Annotated in this window: 22 protein-coding genes; 17 read left to right on the top strand and 5 right to left on the bottom strand. The window is 64.7% G+C overall.

Annotated features, from left to right (window positions below; all coding sequences use genetic code 11):
* Window positions 1-9: 9 nt before the first annotated feature.
* Complete coding sequence (locus tag VT84_RS14225) at window positions 10-459, bottom strand: carboxypeptidase-like regulatory domain-containing protein (protein WP_052557962.1); 450 nt, start codon at window positions 457-459, stop codon at window positions 10-12.
* Window positions 460-636: 177 nt separating this feature from the next.
* Window positions 637-1542: a DUF1559 domain-containing protein gene (locus VT84_RS14220; protein ID WP_052557964.1), complete on the bottom strand. Its 906-nt coding sequence runs from the start codon at window positions 1540-1542 to the stop codon at window positions 637-639.
* 367 nt (window positions 1543-1909) lie between these two features.
* On the opposite strand from VT84_RS14220, the gene VT84_RS14215 reads away from it, so the two are divergent.
* The 3 genes from VT84_RS14215 to VT84_RS14205 all read left to right on the top strand — a co-directional run bounded on the left by VT84_RS14215 (window position 1910) and on the right by VT84_RS14205 (window position 7389).
* A complete protein-coding gene (locus VT84_RS14215) occupies window positions 1910-3610 on the top strand; it encodes a CRTAC1 family protein (protein ID WP_157469500.1) in 1701 nt (566 codons plus the stop codon).
* 447 nt (window positions 3611-4057) lie between these two features.
* Window positions 4058-6199: a PAS domain-containing sensor histidine kinase gene (locus VT84_RS14210; RefSeq protein WP_082840013.1), complete on the top strand. Its 2142-nt coding sequence runs from the start codon at window positions 4058-4060 to the stop codon at window positions 6197-6199.
* A complete protein-coding gene (locus VT84_RS14205; RefSeq protein WP_052557974.1) occupies window positions 6196-7389 on the top strand; it encodes a response regulator in 1194 nt (397 codons plus the stop codon). The genes VT84_RS14210 and VT84_RS14205 overlap by 4 nt, the downstream gene beginning before the upstream one ends.
* A gap of 96 nt (window positions 7390-7485) precedes the next feature.
* Here the strand turns inward: VT84_RS14205 and VT84_RS14200 are convergent, their stop codons facing one another.
* Genes VT84_RS14200 through VT84_RS14190 form a run of 3 tightly spaced genes read right to left on the bottom strand, consistent with a single transcriptional unit; the run spans window position 7486 to window position 9282 of the window.
* Window positions 7486-7755 (bottom strand): EscU/YscU/HrcU family type III secretion system export apparatus switch protein, encoded by a 270-nt coding sequence (locus tag VT84_RS14200; RefSeq protein ID WP_052557977.1) that lies wholly within the window; start codon window positions 7753-7755, stop codon window positions 7486-7488.
* A 1-nt stretch (window position 7756) separates the two neighbouring features.
* The gene (locus tag VT84_RS14195; protein ID WP_082840012.1) at window positions 7757-8044 is read right to left on the bottom strand and encodes a flagellar hook-length control protein FliK; all 288 of its coding nucleotides are present in this window, start codon (window positions 8042-8044) and stop codon (window positions 7757-7759) included.
* Complete coding sequence (locus VT84_RS14190; protein ID WP_082840011.1) at window positions 8023-9282, bottom strand: hypothetical protein; 1260 nt, start codon at window positions 9280-9282, stop codon at window positions 8023-8025. Before VT84_RS14190 ends, VT84_RS14195 begins: the two co-directional genes overlap by 22 nt.
* 120 nt (window positions 9283-9402) lie before the next feature.
* Here VT84_RS14190 and VT84_RS14185 point away from each other — a divergent pair, with 120 nt between their 5' ends.
* From VT84_RS14185 to VT84_RS14120, 14 genes are all read left to right on the top strand, one after another.
* Complete coding sequence (locus VT84_RS14185) at window positions 9403-9753, top strand: flagellar basal body rod protein FlgB (protein ID WP_052557982.1); 351 nt, start codon at window positions 9403-9405, stop codon at window positions 9751-9753.
* Between the two features lie 21 nt (window positions 9754-9774).
* A complete protein-coding gene (gene flgC, locus VT84_RS14180) occupies window positions 9775-10206 on the top strand; it encodes a flagellar basal body rod protein FlgC (protein ID WP_082840010.1) in 432 nt (143 codons plus the stop codon).
* 3 nt (window positions 10207-10209) lie between these two features.
* Window positions 10210-10518 (top strand): flagellar hook-basal body complex protein FliE, encoded by a 309-nt coding sequence (locus VT84_RS14175; RefSeq protein WP_052557986.1) that lies wholly within the window; start codon window positions 10210-10212, stop codon window positions 10516-10518.
* 86 nt (window positions 10519-10604) lie between these two features.
* A complete protein-coding gene (gene fliF / locus VT84_RS14170) occupies window positions 10605-12140 on the top strand; it encodes a flagellar basal-body MS-ring/collar protein FliF (protein ID WP_082840009.1) in 1536 nt (511 codons plus the stop codon).
* 42 nt (window positions 12141-12182) lie between these two features.
* Window positions 12183-13124 (top strand): FliG C-terminal domain-containing protein, encoded by a 942-nt coding sequence (locus VT84_RS14165; protein ID WP_082840008.1) that lies wholly within the window; start codon window positions 12183-12185, stop codon window positions 13122-13124.
* A gap of 356 nt (window positions 13125-13480) precedes the next feature.
* Complete coding sequence (locus tag VT84_RS14160) at window positions 13481-14170, top strand: FliH/SctL family protein (RefSeq protein WP_052557991.1); 690 nt, start codon at window positions 13481-13483, stop codon at window positions 14168-14170.
* Window positions 14157-15473 carry a FliI/YscN family ATPase gene (locus VT84_RS14155; protein WP_239465837.1) on the top strand — a complete coding sequence of 439 codons (1317 nt, stop codon included), beginning with the start codon at window positions 14157-14159 and terminating at the stop codon, window positions 15471-15473. The genes VT84_RS14160 and VT84_RS14155 overlap by 14 nt, the downstream gene beginning before the upstream one ends.
* Before the next feature lie 196 nt (window positions 15474-15669).
* A complete protein-coding gene (gene fliJ / locus VT84_RS14150; protein WP_052557995.1) occupies window positions 15670-16155 on the top strand; it encodes a flagellar export protein FliJ in 486 nt (161 codons plus the stop codon).
* A gap of 27 nt (window positions 16156-16182) precedes the next feature.
* Complete coding sequence (locus tag VT84_RS14145) at window positions 16183-16929, top strand: hypothetical protein (RefSeq protein ID WP_082840007.1); 747 nt, start codon at window positions 16183-16185, stop codon at window positions 16927-16929.
* Window positions 16930-16955: 26 nt separating this feature from the next.
* Window positions 16956-17453 carry a flagellar biosynthetic protein FliO gene (locus tag VT84_RS14140; protein ID WP_082840006.1) on the top strand — a complete coding sequence of 166 codons (498 nt, stop codon included), beginning with the start codon at window positions 16956-16958 and terminating at the stop codon, window positions 17451-17453.
* A 394-nt stretch (window positions 17454-17847) separates the two neighbouring features.
* On the top strand, window positions 17848-18645 hold the full coding sequence (locus tag VT84_RS14135; protein WP_082840005.1) for a hypothetical protein: 798 nt from the start codon (window positions 17848-17850) through the stop codon (window positions 18643-18645).
* Between the two features lie 274 nt (window positions 18646-18919).
* Window positions 18920-19597: a flagellar type III secretion system pore protein FliP gene (fliP, locus tag VT84_RS14130; RefSeq protein ID WP_052558006.1), complete on the top strand. Its 678-nt coding sequence runs from the start codon at window positions 18920-18922 to the stop codon at window positions 19595-19597.
* 133 nt (window positions 19598-19730) lie between these two features.
* Window positions 19731-20000: a flagellar biosynthetic protein FliQ gene (locus VT84_RS14125; protein ID WP_052558008.1), complete on the top strand. Its 270-nt coding sequence runs from the start codon at window positions 19731-19733 to the stop codon at window positions 19998-20000.
* Entirely contained in the window at window positions 19997-20767 is a 771-nt protein-coding gene (locus VT84_RS14120) for a flagellar biosynthetic protein FliR (RefSeq protein ID WP_052558010.1), read from the top strand. Before VT84_RS14125 ends, VT84_RS14120 begins: the two co-directional genes overlap by 4 nt.
* Window positions 20768-20792 lie beyond the last annotated feature (25 nt).

Below are 20792 nucleotides of genomic sequence, written 5' to 3'. Positions count from 1 at the left end.
GCACTGCGGTCATTTCAACGTGATGTCAAACGTCGGCTGCCCGCTTTTCACGGTGACGCTCAGCGTCGTCGTCTCGGCCTTCGAGTACTCGTTCGGGATTTGAACGTACTTGGCCGCATTCGCAGCAGCCATCGCCGCGGGCGGACCGCCGGGAGTGTACCCCGAATCTTTGCCGGCGCCTTCCGGTGGCTTATTTTCTTTGACTTTCGCCAACGGATTCTCGGGGCCTCCGCCCTTCGCTCCGCCCTTTGAAGTCATCCCGGCGCTCCCGGTTGGTTTGCTTCCCTTGAGCGACTCGGTTTCTACGCAAACCTTGTATTCGCCTGCGAGCACACCGGGCATTGTATACGTGCCGTCCTCTTGAATGGTCGCGGAAAACGTCGGTCCCTCCCCGGCGGCCACAAAGGTCACGAACCCGCCTTTGAGGGCCTTGCCGTTGTAACTGACCTTACCGGACATGTCCTGCTTTCCCCCACCGCACCCGCTGAAGAAAAGAATCAGAGAGCAGAGGATAGTTGCACAGAAAATCCGTTGGAAAGAAGCTCGCATCAGCGTAGCTCCGAAGAGAGGAATTGAACGAGAAACGGGTCCGGACAACCGGACCCGAAGTTAGACTTTACTTTGATAGCGGAGAACTTACCAGTTGCTCCCGAGAACTTCGCCACCGTTCGGCGTGAGCGCGGACCAGAATGTGGCGCCACTTACGCCGGACGAAACACCGCGGACGCTACCATCAGCCAGTGCAACCAGAACCGTACCGGTGTGCATCGAGCTCGCGCGCCCGGCGTCAGCTTGGGCCGGAGAACCTCGCACGTTGAATTGGGGGACAGCCGCCGCGCCGGTCGGGTACCCGAGGTCGGCGTCCGCGGTGACCGAACCCCAGTCCGGCCAGAAGTTGTCCGTGTAGTTACCGGAGCTCGTGAGCGACACCTTCTCGACGTAGATGATCGTGTTCGAGGTGCCGTCGGTAATGTTGGCCGGGTACTTCCGGTAGCCCTGTGGCCCCCAGTAGGTGTTGCCGCCGACGAGTTGAGAGTTGATCGCGTAGCTCGTTCGCCCGCGACCGCCGTTGTTCGACGTGAGCGTGGCGTCCGACGGGCAGCCGTATGTCTTGATGACCGCCGTCTGGAGCTCCGCTCCGCTCGGGCCGCCCCACGCAGAGTACGTGGGCAGGTTCCCGTTCCGGTCGTCGATGAAACCGGCCGAACCGTCGGACTTCTTGTAGCTCTGGTCGTACCAGTTCTTTTGTTCGATGAACGGGAGCAGGTGCACGAAGTGGCCGCCGTGCCCGTTACCTGAAGTTGCTCGGAAGCTGGGGTAGAGACCGAGAGACATCGGCATGTTGCCGTTGTTCGTGTCCGCCATGTTGATGAAGCCCAAACTCAACTGTTTGAGGTTGTTCGAGCAGGACATGCGAGCAGCCGCTTCACGAACTTTTTGAACAGCCGGCAAGAGCAGACCGATGAGGATCGCGATAATTGCGATAACGACTAGTAGCTCGATCAGTGTAAAAGCGCGTCGTCGGGAGAGCGGAGTCGGCACTGAGAACCTCCAGAAAGGATCAGAGATGGGTTGGACCACCCAGATTACTATGAAAACGGACGGACCCCATAATGAAAGCGAGTACGGGGCATCTACCTCACAAAAAGCTACCCTCACACATCCATCATGTCAACACCAAATATCATGTCAACACCAAATCCTGTACCTCCACCGCAATCCCGCGACCGCTCGCTCTCTTCCCGTCCGCGTTCTGCTATCCTCAAATTACGATAGCTAGATGCTTCATTTCATAACTCTCCGAGGTCATCGCATGTCCGTCCCGAGTGATTCGCACTTCCGGAGGTCTCGAGTAATTATTGTTAGAACCATTGCCGTTAATGTTTTCATCACGGGAGTGTTGGTCGCGGTGTCCGCGTGCTCGGCCCCACCCGCTTCAACCACCGCGCCCTCACGGATTGAAGAGGAGGCCCCCGGCCCTGCGCCCTTCGCGGACGCGACCGCCCACAGCGGCATCAGCCTCACCTACCGCAATGGGGAGGACGCCGGGAACTTCGCCATCATCGAATCGCTCGGGGGCGGGGCGGCGCTCATCGATTTCGACGGGGACGGGCTACTGGACGTGTTCCTGCCGGCCGGCGGGCATTACGAGGGGAAAAAGGTACTCGGGCACCCGTGCAAACTGTACCGCAACCTCGGCGGGTTCAAGTTCGCGGACGTTACCGCCAGCGTGGGTCTGGATAAGGTCACGTTCCAGTACAGCCACGGCGCGGCCGCGTTCGACTACGACCGCGACGGGTGGCCCGATCTGCTCGTTACCGGGTACAATCGGCTCGTGCTCCTTCACAACGAACCGAACCCCGCCGGGGGGCGCAAGTTCGTGGACGTGACGCCGAAGTCCGGGCTGAACGACACCCTGTGGTCCACGTCGGCCGCGTGGGGCGATCTCGACGGGGACGGGTACCCGGAAATTTACGTGTGCCACTACGGGAACTGGGGCTTCGACACCAACCACCCCACCGACTGCACCTACGACGGCAAAACCCGCGACGTGTGCCAGCCGGCGAAGTTCAAACCGCTCCCGCACACGCTCTACCAGAACAACCGCGACGGCACCTTTACCGACGTCACGCAGAAAATGAAGCTGCGAAAGGACGGCAAGGGGATCGGCGCGCTGCTCGTGGACGTGAACAACGACGCGCGCCCGGACATCTACGCGGCCAACGACACCGACGACAACTTCCTCTACATGAACAGCGGGAAGCGCGGTGAACTGGCACTCGAAGAAGTGGGGCTGTTCGCCGGGGTCGCGCGCGACGACCGGGGGATCGCGAACGGGAGCATGGGGCTCTCCGCGAGCGACTACGACCGCACCGGGCGCGCCTCGATCTTCGTCACCAACTACGAGAACGAGCTCCCGGCCCTCTACAAGAACCAGAGCACCGACCGCCAGGTGCGGTTCCTGCACAACACGGTCCCGAGCGGGATCGGGGCCATCGGCGGGAACTACGTGAGCTGGGGCACGGGGTTCTTCGACTCCGATCTCGACGGCTGGGAAGACGTCATGATCGTTAGCGGGCACGCGATCCGGTTCCCGACGAAGATCGACCGGCGCCAGAAGCCGGTCCTCCTGAGCAACCAGCGCGGGAAGTTCAAGCCACTCGCCAGCAGCGAGTGGCCGTACCTCCGCGACCCGCACAACGCCCGCGGGTTGGCCCTTGGGGATCTCGACAACGACGGCAAGATCGACGCGATCGTGAGCCACCTGAACGAGCCGGTTGCTGTGTTGCGGAACGTGATCCCGACCGAGGGGCGGCATTGGGTGGGAATCAAACTGATCGGCGCGAAGAATGCCGATATCGTGGGCGCGCGAATCGTGATCGAAACGGCCGGCGGGAAACAAACGAAGTTCGCCCAGGGCGGCGGCAGTTACGGCACCACGAACGACCCGCGCCTGCACTTCGGTCTGAGCGCGGATGCCACGATCAACAAGGTCACTGTTTACTGGCCGTCGGGTAAAGTCGAAGAGATCGCGGGCTTGGAGCCGGATGCTTACTGGATGGTGGCGGAAGGCGAACCGAAGCCCAAGAAGGTGGAAGCAAAGCCGTAAATCACTTCAGGCGCTGCGGACAGTGAGTAAGATCCGCAGCGCCTTTACCACAAACCGAACGCAACACCGCAACAGTCAAACAACAACCGCCCCGGCAACTCATAGCCGGCGCGATTCCAACTCAGAACCACCGCACCTCAACTCGGATCGTTCCACGCCCCGCTCCACGCCCGTTTCCGAAGTTGGTCCATTTCAGGCATTTCGGGCACGTTATGGCAGCGCGTTCCCACGTCTGCGCGAGTGGATTTCGTGAAAACGACTCGCGCCCACCGCGAATTCTCATCCCGCGTTGAAACAAAGCGATGAGAAACGGGTCCAAAAGCTCGGAAGTTGAGGTGATGCGCGGTTACGGACCGTATTGCGCCGTCGCGTGAGCTAGAGTCGGAAGGGGCGGTGCGAGGTTTCGGCACGCACGGACCCACCAACCGCCGAGTATTGAGTCGCCGTATGCCCCGCCGGATCGAACTATCCTCAGCGCCCCTGGACCCGAACGGTCCCAGTGCGTTCGCGGCTGCGTTCACGGGGCCGTATTCCGTCGGGCTGACTCTGGGGATTAGCGTTCTCATCCCGATCGTGCTCGTAGCAATCGTACTTCGGGTCCGGCGCAAGCGCCGCCGACCTGTGGCACCGCTCAGTGACACCGTCCCCGTCCCACCCGCGCGCCCGGTCTACACGCCACCGCCCGAATCCGACGCGATCTTCCGACTCCTGTTCGAGCACCACCCGGCGCCCGCGTGGGTGTTCGACGAGGACTCGCTCCGGTTCGTCGCGGTCAACGACGCCGTGCTCCGTCGGTACGGGTACACGCGCGACCGGTTCCTCGCACTCAAGATCCGCGACGTGTGCCCGGACGAGGACGCGGACCGACTCATCGGCGCCCCGTGCGGGCCGCTCCAGTGGCGGCACCGGATCTCGTCGGGCGCCCTCATCGCGATCGAAGTGACCTCGCACCGCATCACGAGCGACGGGCGGCTGCTCCGGTTGGTCGTGGCCAGCGACGCGATCGATCGCCGAAAGGCGGAAGGCGCACTCAAAGAACGAGACGACCTGCTCCACGACGTCCTCACGAACGTGCCGTGCGCCGTGTCGTGGAAGGACCGCGCGTCCATTTACATCGGGTGCAACGACCAGGCCGCGCGCGACCACGGGCTGACCGTCCCGGGCGAGGTGATCGGCCAGACGGACTACGACCTCGCGCGCGTCTCCGAAGAGGCCGAGAGCGTCCGGGCCAGCGACCTGCGCGTCATCGAGTCCGAGGAACCACTGCTCGACGTGGAAGAAACCCGCACGCTCACGGACGGAACAAAAGTAACGTTCCTGACGAACCGCGTTCCGCTCCGCGACTCGGCCGGGCGCGTCGTCGGGGTCGTGGGTGTGGCGCAGAACGTGACCGAGCGCAAGCGCCTAGAAGACGAACTGCGGCACTCGCAGAAGATGGAAGCGGTCGGCCGCCTCGCCGGGGGCGTCGCGCACGACTTCAACAACCTGCTCACGATCGTCACCGGCAGCGTCCACCTCATCCGCTCCCTTCCACCCGGCGATACGTCGCTCGGCAGCTACGTCGACGAGATCCAGGGCGCGGTTGATCGCGCCACGGCCCTGACGCGCCAACTCTTGGCGTTCAGCCGCAAGCAGCCATCGCGCCCCGAGGTGCTCGATCTGAACGACATCGTTACAGGGTTGGTGAGCCTCCTGCGTCGGCTCCTCGGGAACCGTGTCACGATCCGCACCGATTTGGCCACCGAGCCGGTTCGCGTCCGGGCCGACCGCGGGCACCTGGAACAGATCCTGATGAACCTCGCGGTGAACGCGCGCGACGCGATGCCCAGCGGGGGCGCGTTGACCATCGCGACCGCCCCCGACATTGCGAACCAGTTCGCCCGGCTCACCGTCAGCGATACCGGAACGGGCATGTCGGACGAGGTAAAAGCCAAAATCTTCGAGCCGTTCTTCACCACGAAGGAGATCGGTAAGGGTACGGGCTTGGGTCTGGCAACGGTCCACGGCATCGTGCAGCAAGCCGGGGGCGGGATCGAGGTCACGTCCACCCTGGGCACGGGAACGACGTTCGCGATCCGGCTCCCGTGGTGCTCGACGCCGCCGCCCCCACCGTCTGGTACGCTTACCCCCCTCGCACCGCTCTCCGCGCGCCCCGGGCGCTCGGTTCTGCTCGTTGAGGACGAAGAACGGGTGCGCAAACTGGTTCGAGGTACGCTGGAAGGCTGGGGGTACGCGGTCACCGAAGCCGATCGCGCGGAGGAAGCTCTGGGGCTGCTCGCGGTCAGTCGCGAGTTCGATCTGCTCGTTACGGATCTCGTGATGCCCGGAATGGACGGGCGTGAACTGGCGGCCCGCGTGCGCGCGGAGCGCCCCGGCACCGCCATCGTCTTCATCTCCGGGTACGTCCCGGATCTGAAGCGCCTCGACGGGTTCTCCGACGGGGTGTTCCTCCCCAAACCGTTCACCCCGTTCGATCTGCTCCGGTGTGCGGAGCGGGCGCTGCGCCAGCGGAAAGCGAGCGAAGCGCACGCCCACACTGCGGTCCCCGTGCCGGTTCCCGGCTCTCCCGTGGGGGCACAGGAGCTATGACGCGCCGCGTGCTACTCGTAACCGAAGACCCGATCGCGCACGTCGCGCTGCAGGACACGTTCTCCCCGCTCTCGGCGGAGTGGGGCGCGGACTTCTCCCGCGGCGGCCCCGAGGCGATGAATTACCTGAAGCGACCGGGCTACGATGCCCTGATCGCGGACGCGCACTTGCCCGCCAACGGGTGCGCGGAACTGCTCACGGAAGCCCGGCGCCGGCACCCGCCGATGGCGCGGATCGTGCTCGCGTCCCCGGGCCGAATGGAAGTGATCGGACTGGTCACGCTCGCCCACCGAATGCTCCCGAAGATGTGCCCGGCGGCCGAGTTGATCGGCGCGATTCAGCGGGCGCACTCCTTGCGCGAGTTGCTCGGCAGCCCGTCCCTCGCGGCCCTCGTCGGTCGGCTCGCGAGCGTTCCGGCACTGTCCGCGGTCTACACGCGGATCGCGGAAGAACTCGCGTTCCCCGATTTCTCGCTCGCGGCCGTCGGCGGGTTGGTGTCACAAGACGTCGGGATCGCGGCCAAGTTGCTCCAGATGGCCAACTCCGCACTCGTCGGGCTGCGCAAACCGGCCTCGACGCCGTCCCAGGCGGTGCGCATTCTGGGCGCGGACCTGACGCGCACGCTGGTCCTGGCTGTCGATTTGTTTTCGCGCTACAACCCGCACGCACTCAAGCCGTTCTCGATCGAAGCGCTGTGGGACCGCAGCCAGGCCGTCGGGGAGCTTGCGGCGACCATCGCTGCGGCCGAGCGCGCCGAGGAACAGGTGGTGCGCGAGTCGGCCCTGGGGGGATTGTTCCTCGACATCGGGCGCCTCACGCTCGCGAGCCAACTCACCGGGCCGTACAAGGAAATTCTGGCCCTGATGCGCAAGGAGAACCTGGACGCGGCCGAGGCCGAGCGCCGGGTGCTGGGAACCTCTCACGCCGAAGTCGGGGCGTACCTGCTCGGACTTTGGGGGATGCCCGACGGATTGGTCGAAGCGGTCGCGTGGCACCACAACCCGTCCGGCTGCCCCGGCAGCGCATTCACCCCGCTCACCGCCGTTCACGCAGCGGACACGATCCTCGCGGAAGGCATCAAGGTGAACCCCGATTGGGCCTACCTGGAGCGCCTCGGGCTACGCGACCGATACGCAACGTGGCGGAAATTGTGGCAGGAGCGCACGACGCGCGACGAGCGCGAGGCTTGAGACGGGAATTCCGGCGCGCGGTCGCGTGCTCAACACTTCTCTGCGCGAACGGCTTAAAAAACGGAAATCGAGCACCGAAAAAGCGCCCGATGTTGTTTACGTCGGGCGGTTAACGCGGTTCAGGAACGCAAGAATCGCGGCCACCGCGCGGTACACCTCGGGCGGGATCTCTTGATCGAGATTCAGCCGGCTCAGAACCTGCACGAGCGTCGGGTCCGAGCGCACGGGCACAGCGTTCTTTTGTGCCAGTTTGAGAATTTGTTCCGCGGTGCGCCCCTTCCCCTTCGCAATCACGGTGGGGGCTTTGTCGCGCGCGGGGTCGTAACGGAGTGCGACGGCGCGCTTCTGTTGCGGTTTCTCGGCCATATCACACTCTCACATCCAATAGAGAAGCAAGGGCGGCCGGGCGCCCGGACATCATAGCGGAGGACTGTACCCGCGTTCGAGGAGGGAGATCGGCGACCGCGCGCACGTCGAGGAACACTTCACCGAATCCCTCGGTTTGCAACTCCGAATGCAGTTCGGGCAGCGCCGCACTCACGCGCTCGCGCACCGCGGCCCGGTCGAGGTAAATCGCGGCCCGGAAACTGTCGCCGGCCAACCCCGCGTCGATCCACGTCTCCCCGAGTTCGCTCAGCGGCACGTGCATGAGCATCCGGAAGCGCCCCCCCGGCGCTCCGTGTCGGCGTCGTCCGCTTGTTGGTCTTCCGCCTCGACGGACAGGTGAAGCGTGCGCCACTGGTCGCGGTCCGGGAACGGAACCTGAAGGATGTACGGCGTGCCCGTTGCTTGCGCGAGCGTTTGCGTCGCCTGTTGCGACTCGATCCCGTCAAGTGTGGCTTTCGCGGCCGGAATCTGGGACGCGACGCCCAACTCGCGCGCCGTCTGCAGCAACCGCAGCAGATCGCCCTTGAGATCCGCCTTCAGTTCGTGTGCGACATCGGTCTTCGGCGCCGCGGCGTTTGTCGGCGCGGAGTCCTTAACCGGTGCAGAGTTATTCTTGGTCGGAGCTTGGTCTTCTTTAAGAGCGGAGGCCTTAGACGCGCTCGCGTTTGAAGGATCCGAGACCGAAGCCCGCGCCGGGTCCGGATCAGCAAGCCGCGCAAGTTTGGCTTCAAACTGAATCCCGCCGTTCTGAACGAGGTTCTGAAGTTCGGTCGCGTTCAACACGCGGGGTTCGCTCGGCACAAGGGCTCGGATCGTGTCGCGCACCGCAACGGCAGCCTCGCGGACGGGAGCAGGAACGACCGGAGCGGGTTCGGCCCCGTCGGTCTGCGGTTGCGGCTCGATCAGCGCTTTAAGTTCGGCCTGAAGGGGTTTGAGGTTCGTTGCGAGTTCGGGCGCGGGCGTCGCGCGAATAATCGCCGTCGCGATTTCCGTGGGCAGAGCCGGGGTCTCCGCCGGAACCTTGAGCGTGAGCCCCGTTGGGGTGTTCTTGACCTCCAGAATGAATCGCCCCGGCAGAAGCGGGTCGCGCGTGGTCGCGGTCTGTTCCTGTCCCTCGATTTGCACGAGCACGCGCCCGTCGGGTAGCGCTGCGGTGACGTCCACGACCTTGAGCTGCGTCGACCCCATCGGAACGTTGGGCGGGGCCTGCGGTTTTGTCTCACGCGCCGCCGGGGTCGCGATTTCCAGCGTCCCGTTCCCGGATTTCGGCACCCGCACGAAAAGTACCGACCCGGCCTGAAGCCCCACGGACGGGCTGACCGTGAGGGACTGCCCGTTCACGTTCAGGACCGCGTCGCGCGGGTTCACCTGCGTCACGGTCGCTTGCAAAAGCGAACCGAGGGGAACCGCGGTGAGGTTCCCGGCCAAAATGCGCACGCTCGCCGCGGACGCCGTTTGCGCGGGCGGCGGGGGAGGGAGTACGATTTCGGTCGCGTTGATTTGCATAATTTCTACTTTAGCCTATCTTTTGCGATTCTGCCGAATTCGCGCCAAATGCCCGTACATCCCTCATCGCCAGCGCGATTGGTTCAAGTTCGCGCGTGAATCTTCCGACTTATCACCCACATGGAAACCAATTTACCCGGCCTGAGCGGGTTGACGCAGTTGCTCGATACGAGCGCCCTGCGGCACCGCGTCATTGCCCAAAACGTTGCGAACGTGAACACGCCCGGCTACCGCCGGCAAACGGTCGCGTTCGAGTCCGATCTCGCGCGAGCGCTGGCCTCGCCCACGAGCGACGCGCCGGTGCGGTCGCGCGTCGTGACCTCCGACGGCCCGGAACGTGCCGACGGCAACACGGTCGACATCGACCGCGAGATGAACGACATGAACAAGAACGCGCTTCTGTACCAGGCCGCGACCCAGATCATGGCGAGCCGCATCGCCTCGCTGCGGGCCGCGATCGCCGGGCGCTAGCGCGAACCTTAAGGAGCACAAATGCCCTTTAACGACCTCTTTGCGGCCACGGCCATCAGCAGTTCCGGCATGTCGGCCGAGCGGCTGCGGATGGAAGTCGTCGCGAACAATATCGCGAACGCCAACACCACCCGGTCCGCGAACGGCGGCCCGTACCGCCGGCAGGACGTGGTGTTCGCCGAGGTGCTCGGCGCGGCCCGGGGTGGCCCCGGTGGGAACCTGCGCGGGGTAGAAGCGGTCGAGATGATCGAAGACCCGAGCGACCTGCCCAGCGTGTACCAGCCCGGGCACCCGGACGCGGACGCCGCGGGCAACGTGCGGATGCCGAACGTCCAGCTCCCGATCGAAATGGTCAACCTGTTAACCGCGGCGCGGGCTTACGAAGCGAACCTGCGCACGTCCCAAACGTTCCGCCAAATGAACGAGCAGGCGCTCGCGCTGCTCCGGGGGTAAGCCATGCCAGTCGATTCCATCGCGACCGTCGCCCCGCTCACGCGGCTCCAACCGCTCGTCGCCCCGCAAGCGCTGGCCGAGGCCCCGTCCTCGGTTCCGTTCGCGGGCGTGTTGAACGGCGTCCTCGCGGGCAACGCCCAGGCCCAGGTTACTGCCGACAACGCCGTCCGCGACCTCGCGGATGGGACCGCGCAGGATCTGCACACGGTCAGCCTCGCGGTCGCTCAGGCCGACATCTCGTTCCGACTGATCCTGGAACTGCGCAACCGGCTCGCCGATGCGTTCCAGGAAGTGACCCGCATGCAAGTGTAACGAGCAGTTCGTCGGGCGGGCGGAGCCCGCCCGGCGCGGATTCGGTGACCGGAACGGCCCCTGGACCAGACTCGATCGGGTGACGCATGGAAGCTTTGAACCGCCTACTTGCCCAAACGCGCGCGTACTGGGCGGGCCTGAGTGCCGGGCGCCGCGTGGGTGCGGTGATCGGCGCCCTCGGTATCGTCGTCGCGCTCGCGGCGGTTGCGTACCTGTCGCCGGGCGCGCACTACGTACCGATCTCGCAGGGGCCGCTGTCCCCGGAAGAGGTCGCGGCGATGCGGGCCAAGCTCACCTCGGACAACATCACGAACCGCCTCGTGAGCGGCGGCACGAACCTCGAAGTACCGGAAGAGCGGTACGCCGAAGCGGTGGTCTCGCTCGCCTCGGGCGGCATCCCGGCCCGCGGCGGGAAGGGCTACGAGCTGTTCGACGAGACGTCGCTCATGACGACGCCGTTCGTTCAAAGCGTTAACTACCAGCGGGCGCTCCAGGCCGAACTCGCCCGCTCGATCATGCAAATGGAAGCAGTGCAATCGGCCCGGGTCATCATCGCCAAACCTGAGCCGTCGCCGTTCGTCCGCGATCAGAAACAGCCGACCGCCAGCGTGGTCATCAAATTAAAACCGCGGGCACGGATGGCCACGGCGACCGCGGCCGGTATCGTCTCCCTCGTCGCACACAGCATCGAAGGGTTGCGCCCGGAAAACGTTACGGTTATGGAAACCGGGGGCCGGTTGCTCTCGGACCCGCACGCGGCCGACCGCGGGAACTTACCCACCCCCCAGCTCGAATATCTGGAGAAACTGGAGACGTACCTCTCGACAAAAGCCGAGGAAATGCTGGCAAAAACCCTCGGGCCGGGGCGGGCCGTTATCCGGGTCAATGCGGACATCAACTTCCAGAAAATCAAAGAGCGATTGAAAACTTATTCGCCAGATGGGAAAGTAGCGTGGGCCGAGCGGACCGCGAACTCGACGAGCTCTGGCGGAGCGGCCCGGGGACCCGCAGGGGCCGTTAGCAACGTGACCCGCGCCGGCGGCACGCCAGCCAGCGCGAGCGGCAGCAGCGGCACCGCGAAAGAAGAGGTGATTCAGACCGATTACCTCGTGTCCGAGACGATTCGCGACATCGAGGATACCCCCGGGGCCGTGAACCGCCTGAGCGTCGCGGCCATCGTCGACCTGACACCGCAAGGCGAGGGCCAAACGGTCATCAGCGCGACAGATGCTGAAGAAATCATTAAGCAGGCTGTCGGGTTTCGCGTCGGTCGCGATAATGTTACACTGGCGCGGGCGCCGCTCACCGGGTTGGGTATAACAGAGCCGGACGACACGCTGGTCAAGCTCCAACGCTTCCAAACCTATGTGAGCTTGGCGCGAAACCTCAGTGTCGCCGTGGCGACCGTCCTGGCAATCCTTGTAGCCGCGCTGCTCGTGCTCCGCCGCCGCCGGGTTCCGGACTTGGCTGAAATGAACGCCGCAGCCCAAGCAGCCGCTCAAGCCGCTGCCGAGGAAGAGCGACGAAATACGGAACGTAATCGGTTCCAAGACCTGGCCCGGAACGACCCCCGCCAAGTGGCCGATGTGTTCCGCCTGTTGGTTGGCGAACCTGCTACTTGATGACCCTCTTGATCGTAGACGTGGCTCCTACTGGTGCTATGGATGGCCAACGCTCCTGGTGAAGATGTCGCGGTCCTTTTGCTGCGAGCCTTGCCCGCGGACGTCGCCGAGAATGTTCTCGGTCAGATGGGCGCGGACGACGGCGAGCGGCTCCGGATCAAACTGCGCACGGCGCCGGTCGAACCGCCGCCCGCGAACGACCTCGACGCGGCGGTCGCTCAATTTTTCGATATCCAACGGATCGCCCAGCGCATTACGGCGGCCTCGGCTCCTCCCGCACCCACAGAACCGGCGGAACCCGAACCGCCCGTGAGCCCGATCGAAGAGCTCAAGACGGTTTCGGCCGAACAACTCGCCCGCGCCTTGGATGGTGAGTCGTCCGGGGCGATCGCGATGCTCCTCTCGTCCCTCGACGCGAAGACGACCGGTAACGTGATCCGACGGCTCCCTCCGGATATTCGGCCCGATATTGCTCTGCGACTCACGAAACCCGGGCCACGGAACCTGGCCCTCCTGCAACCGCTCGCCAAGGCGGTTCTGGAGAAGGTCTACAAGCTCAAGGACGTCCCGCCGGAGCCGTCACAAGAGGAACTGATCCAGAACCTCGCCGACATGCTCCGCACGTTCCCGCGGACCGACCGGACGCCCGTTGTTCTCAAACTCGAAGAGACCGATCCCGAACTGGCGACTCGAGTTATTGAGAAGCTGTACCGGATCGAAGACATCATGCGTATCCCCGACCGGCAGGTTCAAATGCTGCTCGGGAAGCTGGACGTAAAGACCGTCGCGGTCGCACTCAAGGGTGCGGCCCCGGCGATCCGCCAAAAAGTCACCTCGAACATGTCCAGCCGGTCGAAATCGGTTCTGGAAGAAGAAAGCGAGCTTCTCGGGTCCATCGCCGATTCGGTGGTCCGCGAAGCCCAAACCACCGTTCTCGCCGCGATACGAAAGGGCGAAGAAGACGGCCAGATCACGATGGATTGATCGCAAAATCAGTTGCAGTCACATTTTTTGTGCCTCGGCGGTCCGTTTACCTTCGACAATGGGTGAACGGGCCGCCGAACCGTTTGTGCCGGCCACCTCGCGCGCCCGCATAGCCTTTTCACTCCCACCATAACTTTCTTGGTTCGGCTCGAATTGGACCCTTCCTGACCTTCCAATTTTGCCGAAAATCCCGTTCCCCTCACGCTCTCGCGCCGAACCTGAGCCATTGTGGAATTGTTCACTTTCTGCCACGGAATCCCTTGCGGAAATCCCCCCTCGCGGGTATCCGCTCACCGGGGTCTCGGGTCGCCCGAACCGCACTCGCGCGGGGGTTGAAAGTGAGTGAAGGGGGTCACATGCGGTCCACACCGGTTGCCCACCGGGGAAATGCTCCCGGATCGCACGAGTTCCGCGTCCGGTTCTCCCGGCGCCTCCGAGACGCTCGCATCGTCGAGGCCAAGGAAGTCGCAGTCGTTCCTCCGCCACCGGCGCCCGCAGCAGTAACAGTTCCGCCCCCTGCCCCGCAACCGCAACCGGTACCCGCCGCGGCACCGCCGACGGATTTTTGGACCACGAACGCCGGCCGCGAAATCCGGGCCGACCGCGAGCGCATCGAAGCCGTGCTCGCGAACGTGAAAACCACCGTCGAGGGCATCCGCACCGAGCGCGCGGACATGCTCCGCGAGTGGCAACGGGCCGCGATCGAACTCGCACTCACGCTCACAACCCGACTCTTACACGAACAGGTCGAAGCCGGCACGTTCCCGATCGAGGGCAAGGTGCGCGACATGATCGCGCAGCTCGGCGACGACACCGCTGTTACGGTCCGACTGAACCCCACGGACCTCGCGCTGCTCACCCAACGACTCGGCGGGGAGCCGCTGTTACCCGATCAAACCGGCCCGCGACTCGTACCGGATGCGAATCTGGGCCGCGGGGACTGTCAGGTTGAAGGCCGCGAGTCCATGCTCCTCTCGGACGTGACCCGCGAGCTCGAAGAAATTCGCGACGAACTATTACGGAGCCTGAAGAATGCTCGGTCTTGATATGCCCGCGATGAACCGGAGCATCGTACAGACGCCCCTCTACCGCATGGGCGGTCGGCTGAAGAGCGTCACGGGACTGATGACCTGCAACATTCCCGCGGCCGTCGGCGACCACTGTGCGATCCTCCCCAACGACGGCGAACCCGTCCTGGCCGAGGTGATCGGGTTCGAGAACGACCAGGCGTACCTCGTGCCGTTCGACGCGGCCGAGAACTTGCGGCCCGGGATGGCGGTGCTCCGAAAGGGCAAGGGCCTGATGGTCCCGACCGGGCGCAACCTGCTCGGCCGCGTGATCGACGGTCTGGGGCGCCCGCTCGACGGCAAGGGGCCGATCACCGACTGCCCGCTGCGCCCGGTCAACCGCCCGGCGCCGCCCGCGATGGAGCGCCAGCGGATCCGCGAGCCGTTCGTAACCGGGGTCCGCGCGATCGACAGCATGCTCACCTGCGGCGGCGGCCAGCGCGTCGGGATCTTCGCCGGGTCGGGCGTCGGTAAGAGCACGCTCCTGGGCGAAATCGCCAACGGGTCGCAGGCCGACGTGAACGTGATCGCCCTCATCGGCGAGCGCGGGCGCGAAGTGGCCCCGTTCCTCGAAGACGTCCTCGGGCCGGAGGGCATGGCCCGGTCCGTCGTGATCGTGGCCACGTGCGAGCAGACCCCGCTCATGCGGGTGCGGGCCTCGCAAGCCGCCATCGCCATCGCCGACTACTTCCGCGGCGAGGGTCAAAACGTCCTCTTCGTCATCGACAGCCTGACGCGGCTCGCGATGGCCCAGCGCGAACTCGGGCTCCTCCTGGGCGAACCCCCCAGCAGCCGGGGGTACACCCCCAGCGTGTTCCAGACCCTCGCGAACACCGTGGAGCGCCTCGGCAACGCGGCCGTCGGCGGAATCACCGCCCTGCTCACCGTTCTCGTCGACGGCGGCGACATGGACGAGCCGATCGCGGACTACGTCCGCGGGCTGGTGGACGGCCACATCGTACTGGACCGCAAGATCGCCGAGCGCGGGTTCTACCCGGCCATCGACGTCTCGCGGAGCGTCAGCCGGGTCGCGACCGACGTGGTGGACCGCGAGTTCTCGAAGGCGGCCCGCAAGGTCCGCGCGATCATGGCCACGCACGCGGAAGTGCTGGACCTGATCCGCATCGGGGCCTACGTCCGCGGGTCCAGCCCGCAGGTCGACAAGGCCATCGAACTGATGCCGAAGCTCGAAAAATTCTTGAAGCAGGACGTGGGCGAGCGGGCCACGTTCGAGGAGACCCGGACCGGTCTGTTCCAGATTGCGGCCGCCTGGCCCTTCTGATCGCACGAGAATTTTCACTCCCCCGCGGGCACACCCGGTTCTCCAACACATGAGAACTGAGTGTGCCCGCGGGCGTTCCGCCCGGGCGCGTGCTACGATACCGGAAGCCCGGCACTCGGGTTCGCCCCGAGCCGCTCGCACTTGACAAGCTCCCGCCGGTTCGCCATAACCCCGGCACCAACGGAGGTGCCTCGCCGTGAAACGATTCGAGTTCTCACTGGACCGACTGCTTCGCGTCAAGAAGCAGCTCGAGCACGTCGCCGAACTCGAACAGCGGCGCGCGCAGGAAGCGACCGAGCGCGCCCGCGCCACGCTCCTCGCGCTCCGGCACCAGCTCGACCGCATCGCCGAGAAGATCACCTCGTCGGTCGGGAGCGTGATGGCCCCGCAGCAGTGGGCGTCCGCGTCCGACATGGCCGAGCGCGTCGACGTCTCGATCCGCGCGTCCGAGCAAGAGGTCGCGGCGGCCGAGCAGCGGCTCCACACCGCGGCCCAGGAGCGCGCCCAACTTGCGACCGAGGTCGAAGCGCTCTCCACGCTCCGCCGGCAGCAGGTCGAGAAGTGGCAACAAGAAGCTCAAAAATCCGATCAGAACCAGCTCGACGAACTCATTCAGCAGCGGTGGCAAGCAGCCCAGAACGCGCCGAGCGTGGCGCTGTATCAGGCCGAACCCGCCGCGTAACGACCCGACCCGCGAGCGGAGCCCGACATGAAAAACTTGATCTTTTTGGGCGCGATCGCCCTCCTCCTGTTCTCGCTCTCGGCCGCGCTGTCGCTGTGGCTCAACCAGTCGCGCCAGCAGCAGGAAACTGCCGAGAAGGATAAAGAGAAGGAGAAGGGCGATAAGCCGCCCCTGAAGCCCGGCCCCTCGGGAGACTCCTCGAAGGATCCCGTGGAACCCAAGACGATCCCCAAGATCCCGCAATCGAACATGGGGCCGAACGTGGGCGCGCTCGACCACCAGGCCCAACTGGAGCGCAAAGCGCTGCAGATCTCGCTGGTGCTCCAGGACGTGCAGGCCCAGCGCGAGGCCACCGACGCCCTGCTCCGCCAGGTCACGACGGAACTGAAGACCGCCACGAAGAACCCCGAGCCGGAACCGAAGGCCGTGGAGGATCTGAAGAAGCGGCAGGCCGAGGACCGCGCGAACGAGATCAAGAACTACGAGAAACTGGCCGCCGTGTACGACGCGATGACGCCCGAGGGCGCCGCACCGATCCTGAAGCAGATGGCCGAGTCCGGGACCGGGAAGATGGAGCAAGCGGCCCAGATCCTGGTCCGGATGAAGGAGCGCAACACGGCGCGGTTAATGGAAGCGCTCGGCGACCCGGCCCTCGCCGCTCAACTCATGGACAAGGTGCGCCAGTTGAAGGCCCTCAACGCCGCGAGCGCGGCCCCGGGGGTTGCCCCGGCACCGACACCGAGCGGGGCGACACCCGGTCGCCCCTTACAGTGACGAACCACCCGACTCGAGAGGGCACGATGCCCGCCGCAAAACAACCCGGTTCCGTTCGCATTCCCCCCGTGCTCATTGGTGCGGGGGTTCTCGTCGTCGCACTCGGCTTCGTCCTCCCGGCGTTCGTTTCGACGCCGATCCCGCTCCCCGACGCCCCACCGCAAGCCACCGAAGGGGCCGGCGCGTTCGCGCCGCGGCTGGCGCAAGCGCCGAACACCAAAACACCGGGCAGCGTCGCACTCGGTCTCCTGCAACTCGTCGTCGCGCTGGTGGTGGTGTGCGGGCTGTGCGTCGTCACCACGCGGTGGCTCGGTCGGAAGCCCGCACCTGTTGCCGAGCAGTCGATGCGCGCGATCACCTCACTCCGCGTCGGACGGTGCGTGGTCCACCTCGTGCGCGCGGGCGACCGACGCATGCTGATCGGGACCGACATTACCGGCGTGAAAGCACTCGTCGAACTCCCTGGCCCAGAACCCGAACTCCCCGCCCCCGCCCAGGCGACTTCCGTTAATCGCGCGGTGTGAGGGCCGGAGCGTCACTAACATCGGCTAACATTTTGGCCCTACGGGGGGACCGGGCCGCCCCCATTTTCTCCGCAACTCACTTACAAGAAACGCTTTACAACCAAATCTCGCCGCTTCATCGAGTGGCCTAAAGGCTAACAACCGCTAACATTCTCCCCATTTTGGCGATCACATTTCAGACTCCAACCGTCACTGGACACCCGTCACTACCATTTTACGCATCCAGTGAACAAAAAATCACATTTTCACGGCTTCAGTCGTTGTTTTTCATCTCGAACGAGCCATTTCTCGTTATTCGGGGATTCCGCCCGTGTAACGGTTCTGTCACGCGAGTAATCGGTTCGGTGTCGCGGGTCGTCTCGTTTTGCCCACATCACACCACACCGGAGCCCCCATGACCGCCCGATTGCTCACCGCCGCTGTGATGGTCGCATTGTCTGCAAACCTGGCATTCGCCACGTCGATCCGCTTCATCCCGGTCCCGGAACGGGTCGCCGGTGCCGATATCGTGGCTGTAGGAACGGTGACGAACATCGAAGAAAAGGCGATCGAGGCCGAACAGTTCAATGGCGGTAACAAGATCCGGTTCCGGATCGCGGTCGTAAAGGTGTCCGACCGGATTCTCGGGGGCGAAGAGGTAACCCACCTGCGCGTCGCGTTCGTACCCAAAGAGGATCAACCCAACGACGGGCTGAAAATCGGAACCCCGGTACTCGCGAAGGACGAAGAGGTGCTCCTGTTCCTGCGCAAGCGCTCGGACGAAGGGTTCTACCGGCTCGGCGGCTATTTCGGCGCGGTCAAGAAGGCCAACAAGTTCGACGACTCCATCAAAGAAGCCAAAGCCGCCGCCAAGATCCTGGCCGACGCGGACAAGGTGCTGAAGTCGAAAGACCAAACCGAACGGATGACGGCCGCGTGGCTGGTTACGACGCGCCACCGCCGGCACCCGGCCGATGCGATCATTGGCAAAACGTCCGAGGAGCCGATCGGAGCCGACGAGAGCCAGGCAATCATCGAAGGACTACTCGTTCTGGCCGAAAAGAATTCGGATGCTTTTTACATGACGGCCCACTCACTGAACCTGACGCGCGAAGAGGGCTTCGGACCCAACTTCACCCCCGATAAGGCCAAAGTCTGGCTGAAAGACAACGCGAAGACGTACCGAATCAAGAAAGTCGTCCCAGTAAAGTAGCAAGCCCACCACAGAGCACCCACCCGCTCGTGACACTCGCGGTTCGCCTGGAGCTTTCTGGGCGAACCGCGAGTGTTAACGAGCGGGTGAAGTTACGGGATCACGGGGCATGTTGCCCGCCCTCTTACCACTACCGGAGAGCGGGCAAGATGCCCGCGGTCCCAGGCTCCCCATCTCCGCTCATAAGTTCACGAACTCGCGCACATCTTGTCCGCCTTGACTCGTCTCACCACTCGCGATAAACACCGCCCCCGAACGCACGGAGGCGCAGTTCATGGGCGACATCGCCGATTTTATCAACAGCCCGAACGGGCTGAACTTCCAGAACCTGTCGCCGCCCGTGCAGATGGCCCTGATGCTCGGGCTGTCCACACTGCTGCCCGCGGCGCTGATGACCATGACGTGCTTCACGCGCGTCGTCATCGTGCTCTCGTTCGTGCGCCAGGGACTGGGTACTCAGAACGTACCGCCCAACCTCGTGCTGACCGGGCTCGCGCTGTTCATCACGCTGTTCATCATGCAGCCGACGTTCGCGGAGATCGATCAGAAGGCGTACCAGCCGTATGTGCAGAAGCAAATGACCGGCCCGCAGGCGCTGAAGATCGGTAGCGACATCTACAAGCGGTTCATGCTCCAGCAGACGCGAAAGCAAGACCTCGCGCTCTTCCTGCACCTGTCGAAGAACACGACCGTCGAGCACGCGGAAGACACCCCGTTCCTCACCGTGATCCCCGCGTTCCTCATCAGCGAACTGAAGACCGCGTTCATCATGGGGTTCTGCATCTACCTGCCCTTCCTGATGGTGGACCTCGTGGTGTCCAGCATCCTGACCTCGATGGGTATGGTGATGATGCCGCCGATCACGATCTCGGCGCCGTTCAAGATCCTGCTGTTCGTCCTCGCGGACGGGTGGCACCTCGTGTCCTACGCGATCGCGCTGAGCTACGGGTGAAGCCTCAAGATCCGTGGCACGGGCCTCCGGCCCGCGGAAGCACGGCACGGGCCAGAGGCCCGGGCCACGAACTGGGTAGCAAGAGCCTGACGAACCATACGGCAAGCAGAACGTCCCGGGTGCGGAGCGCCAGATGACAACCGACCACGTGATACGGATGACCCAGGAGCTGTTCCTGGTGGCGCTGGTGGTGGCCATGCCCGCGCTGGTGGTGAGCCTCGCCGTCGGGATGCTCGTGAGCATCTTCCAGACGGTGACGAGCATCCAGGACCAGACGCTCAGTTACGTCCCGCGCATCATCCTGGTGGGGCTGGTGCTCGTGGTCACGCTCGGGTTCTCGTTCCAACAGGCGGTCGCGTTCACACAACGCATGATCTCCTACGCCGCGGGGAAAGGCACGTGACCATCTCCGGTGTAGCTCTGGGGCTCCTGATCGCGCGGATCGGCGCGTTCGTTGCCGTTATGCCGCTGTTCTCGGGCCGCGCCCCGCGCTCGGTCCAGGCGGGCATGGTGATCGTGTTCGCGGCGTTCTACATCGGACAGGCCAGTTCCGACCTCGGCACCCTCCCGGCCGGGAGCCTGCGCGAGGTCGATCCCATCCGCTACGGGCTCGTAATCACGCGCGAAGCGCTGATCGGGGCCGCGATGGGGTTCGCGTTCGGGCTGTTCCTCCTGCCGGGCCGGATCGCCGGCGAGTTCGTGACGCAGCAGATCGGGTTGAACATCTCGCCGCAAGTCGGCCCCACGGGAACCGATTCGGCCGGCCCGCTCACGAACATCCTCGAAACCGCCGGCGCCCTGATCTTCCTGATCGCGGACGGGCACCACGTGGTTCTCGCGGTGTTCCACTCCTCGTTCGCGGCGCTCCCGCTCGGCGGGTCCGCGATACCGGAGGCCGGTCCGATGGTGACCGGTTTGGCGAGCGCCTACGAAATGGGGCTGCTCCTCGCCGCGCCACTCGCGCTGTGCCTGTTCCTGTTGGCGATCACGCTCGCGGTGATGGCCCGGGCCGCACCGCAACTGAACATCTACTCGGTCGGTTTCACGCTCCAGGTGTTTGTTGCGCTCGTTGCGGGACTGGTGCTGGTTCCGGAGTTCGTGAACACCCTGCTCGCGATCACCGGGCGCACGGGCGAGATGCTGCCCAAGTTGCTGGCAGGTCACGGGTAACAATGCAGGGAGTTTAAACGAGCCG

The organism is Gemmata sp. SH-PL17, from assembly GCF_001610855.1.
GTDB classification, from domain to species: domain Bacteria; phylum Planctomycetota; class Planctomycetia; order Gemmatales; family Gemmataceae; genus Gemmata; species Gemmata massiliana.
This window is presented reverse-complemented; position numbering and strand designations above follow the sequence as displayed.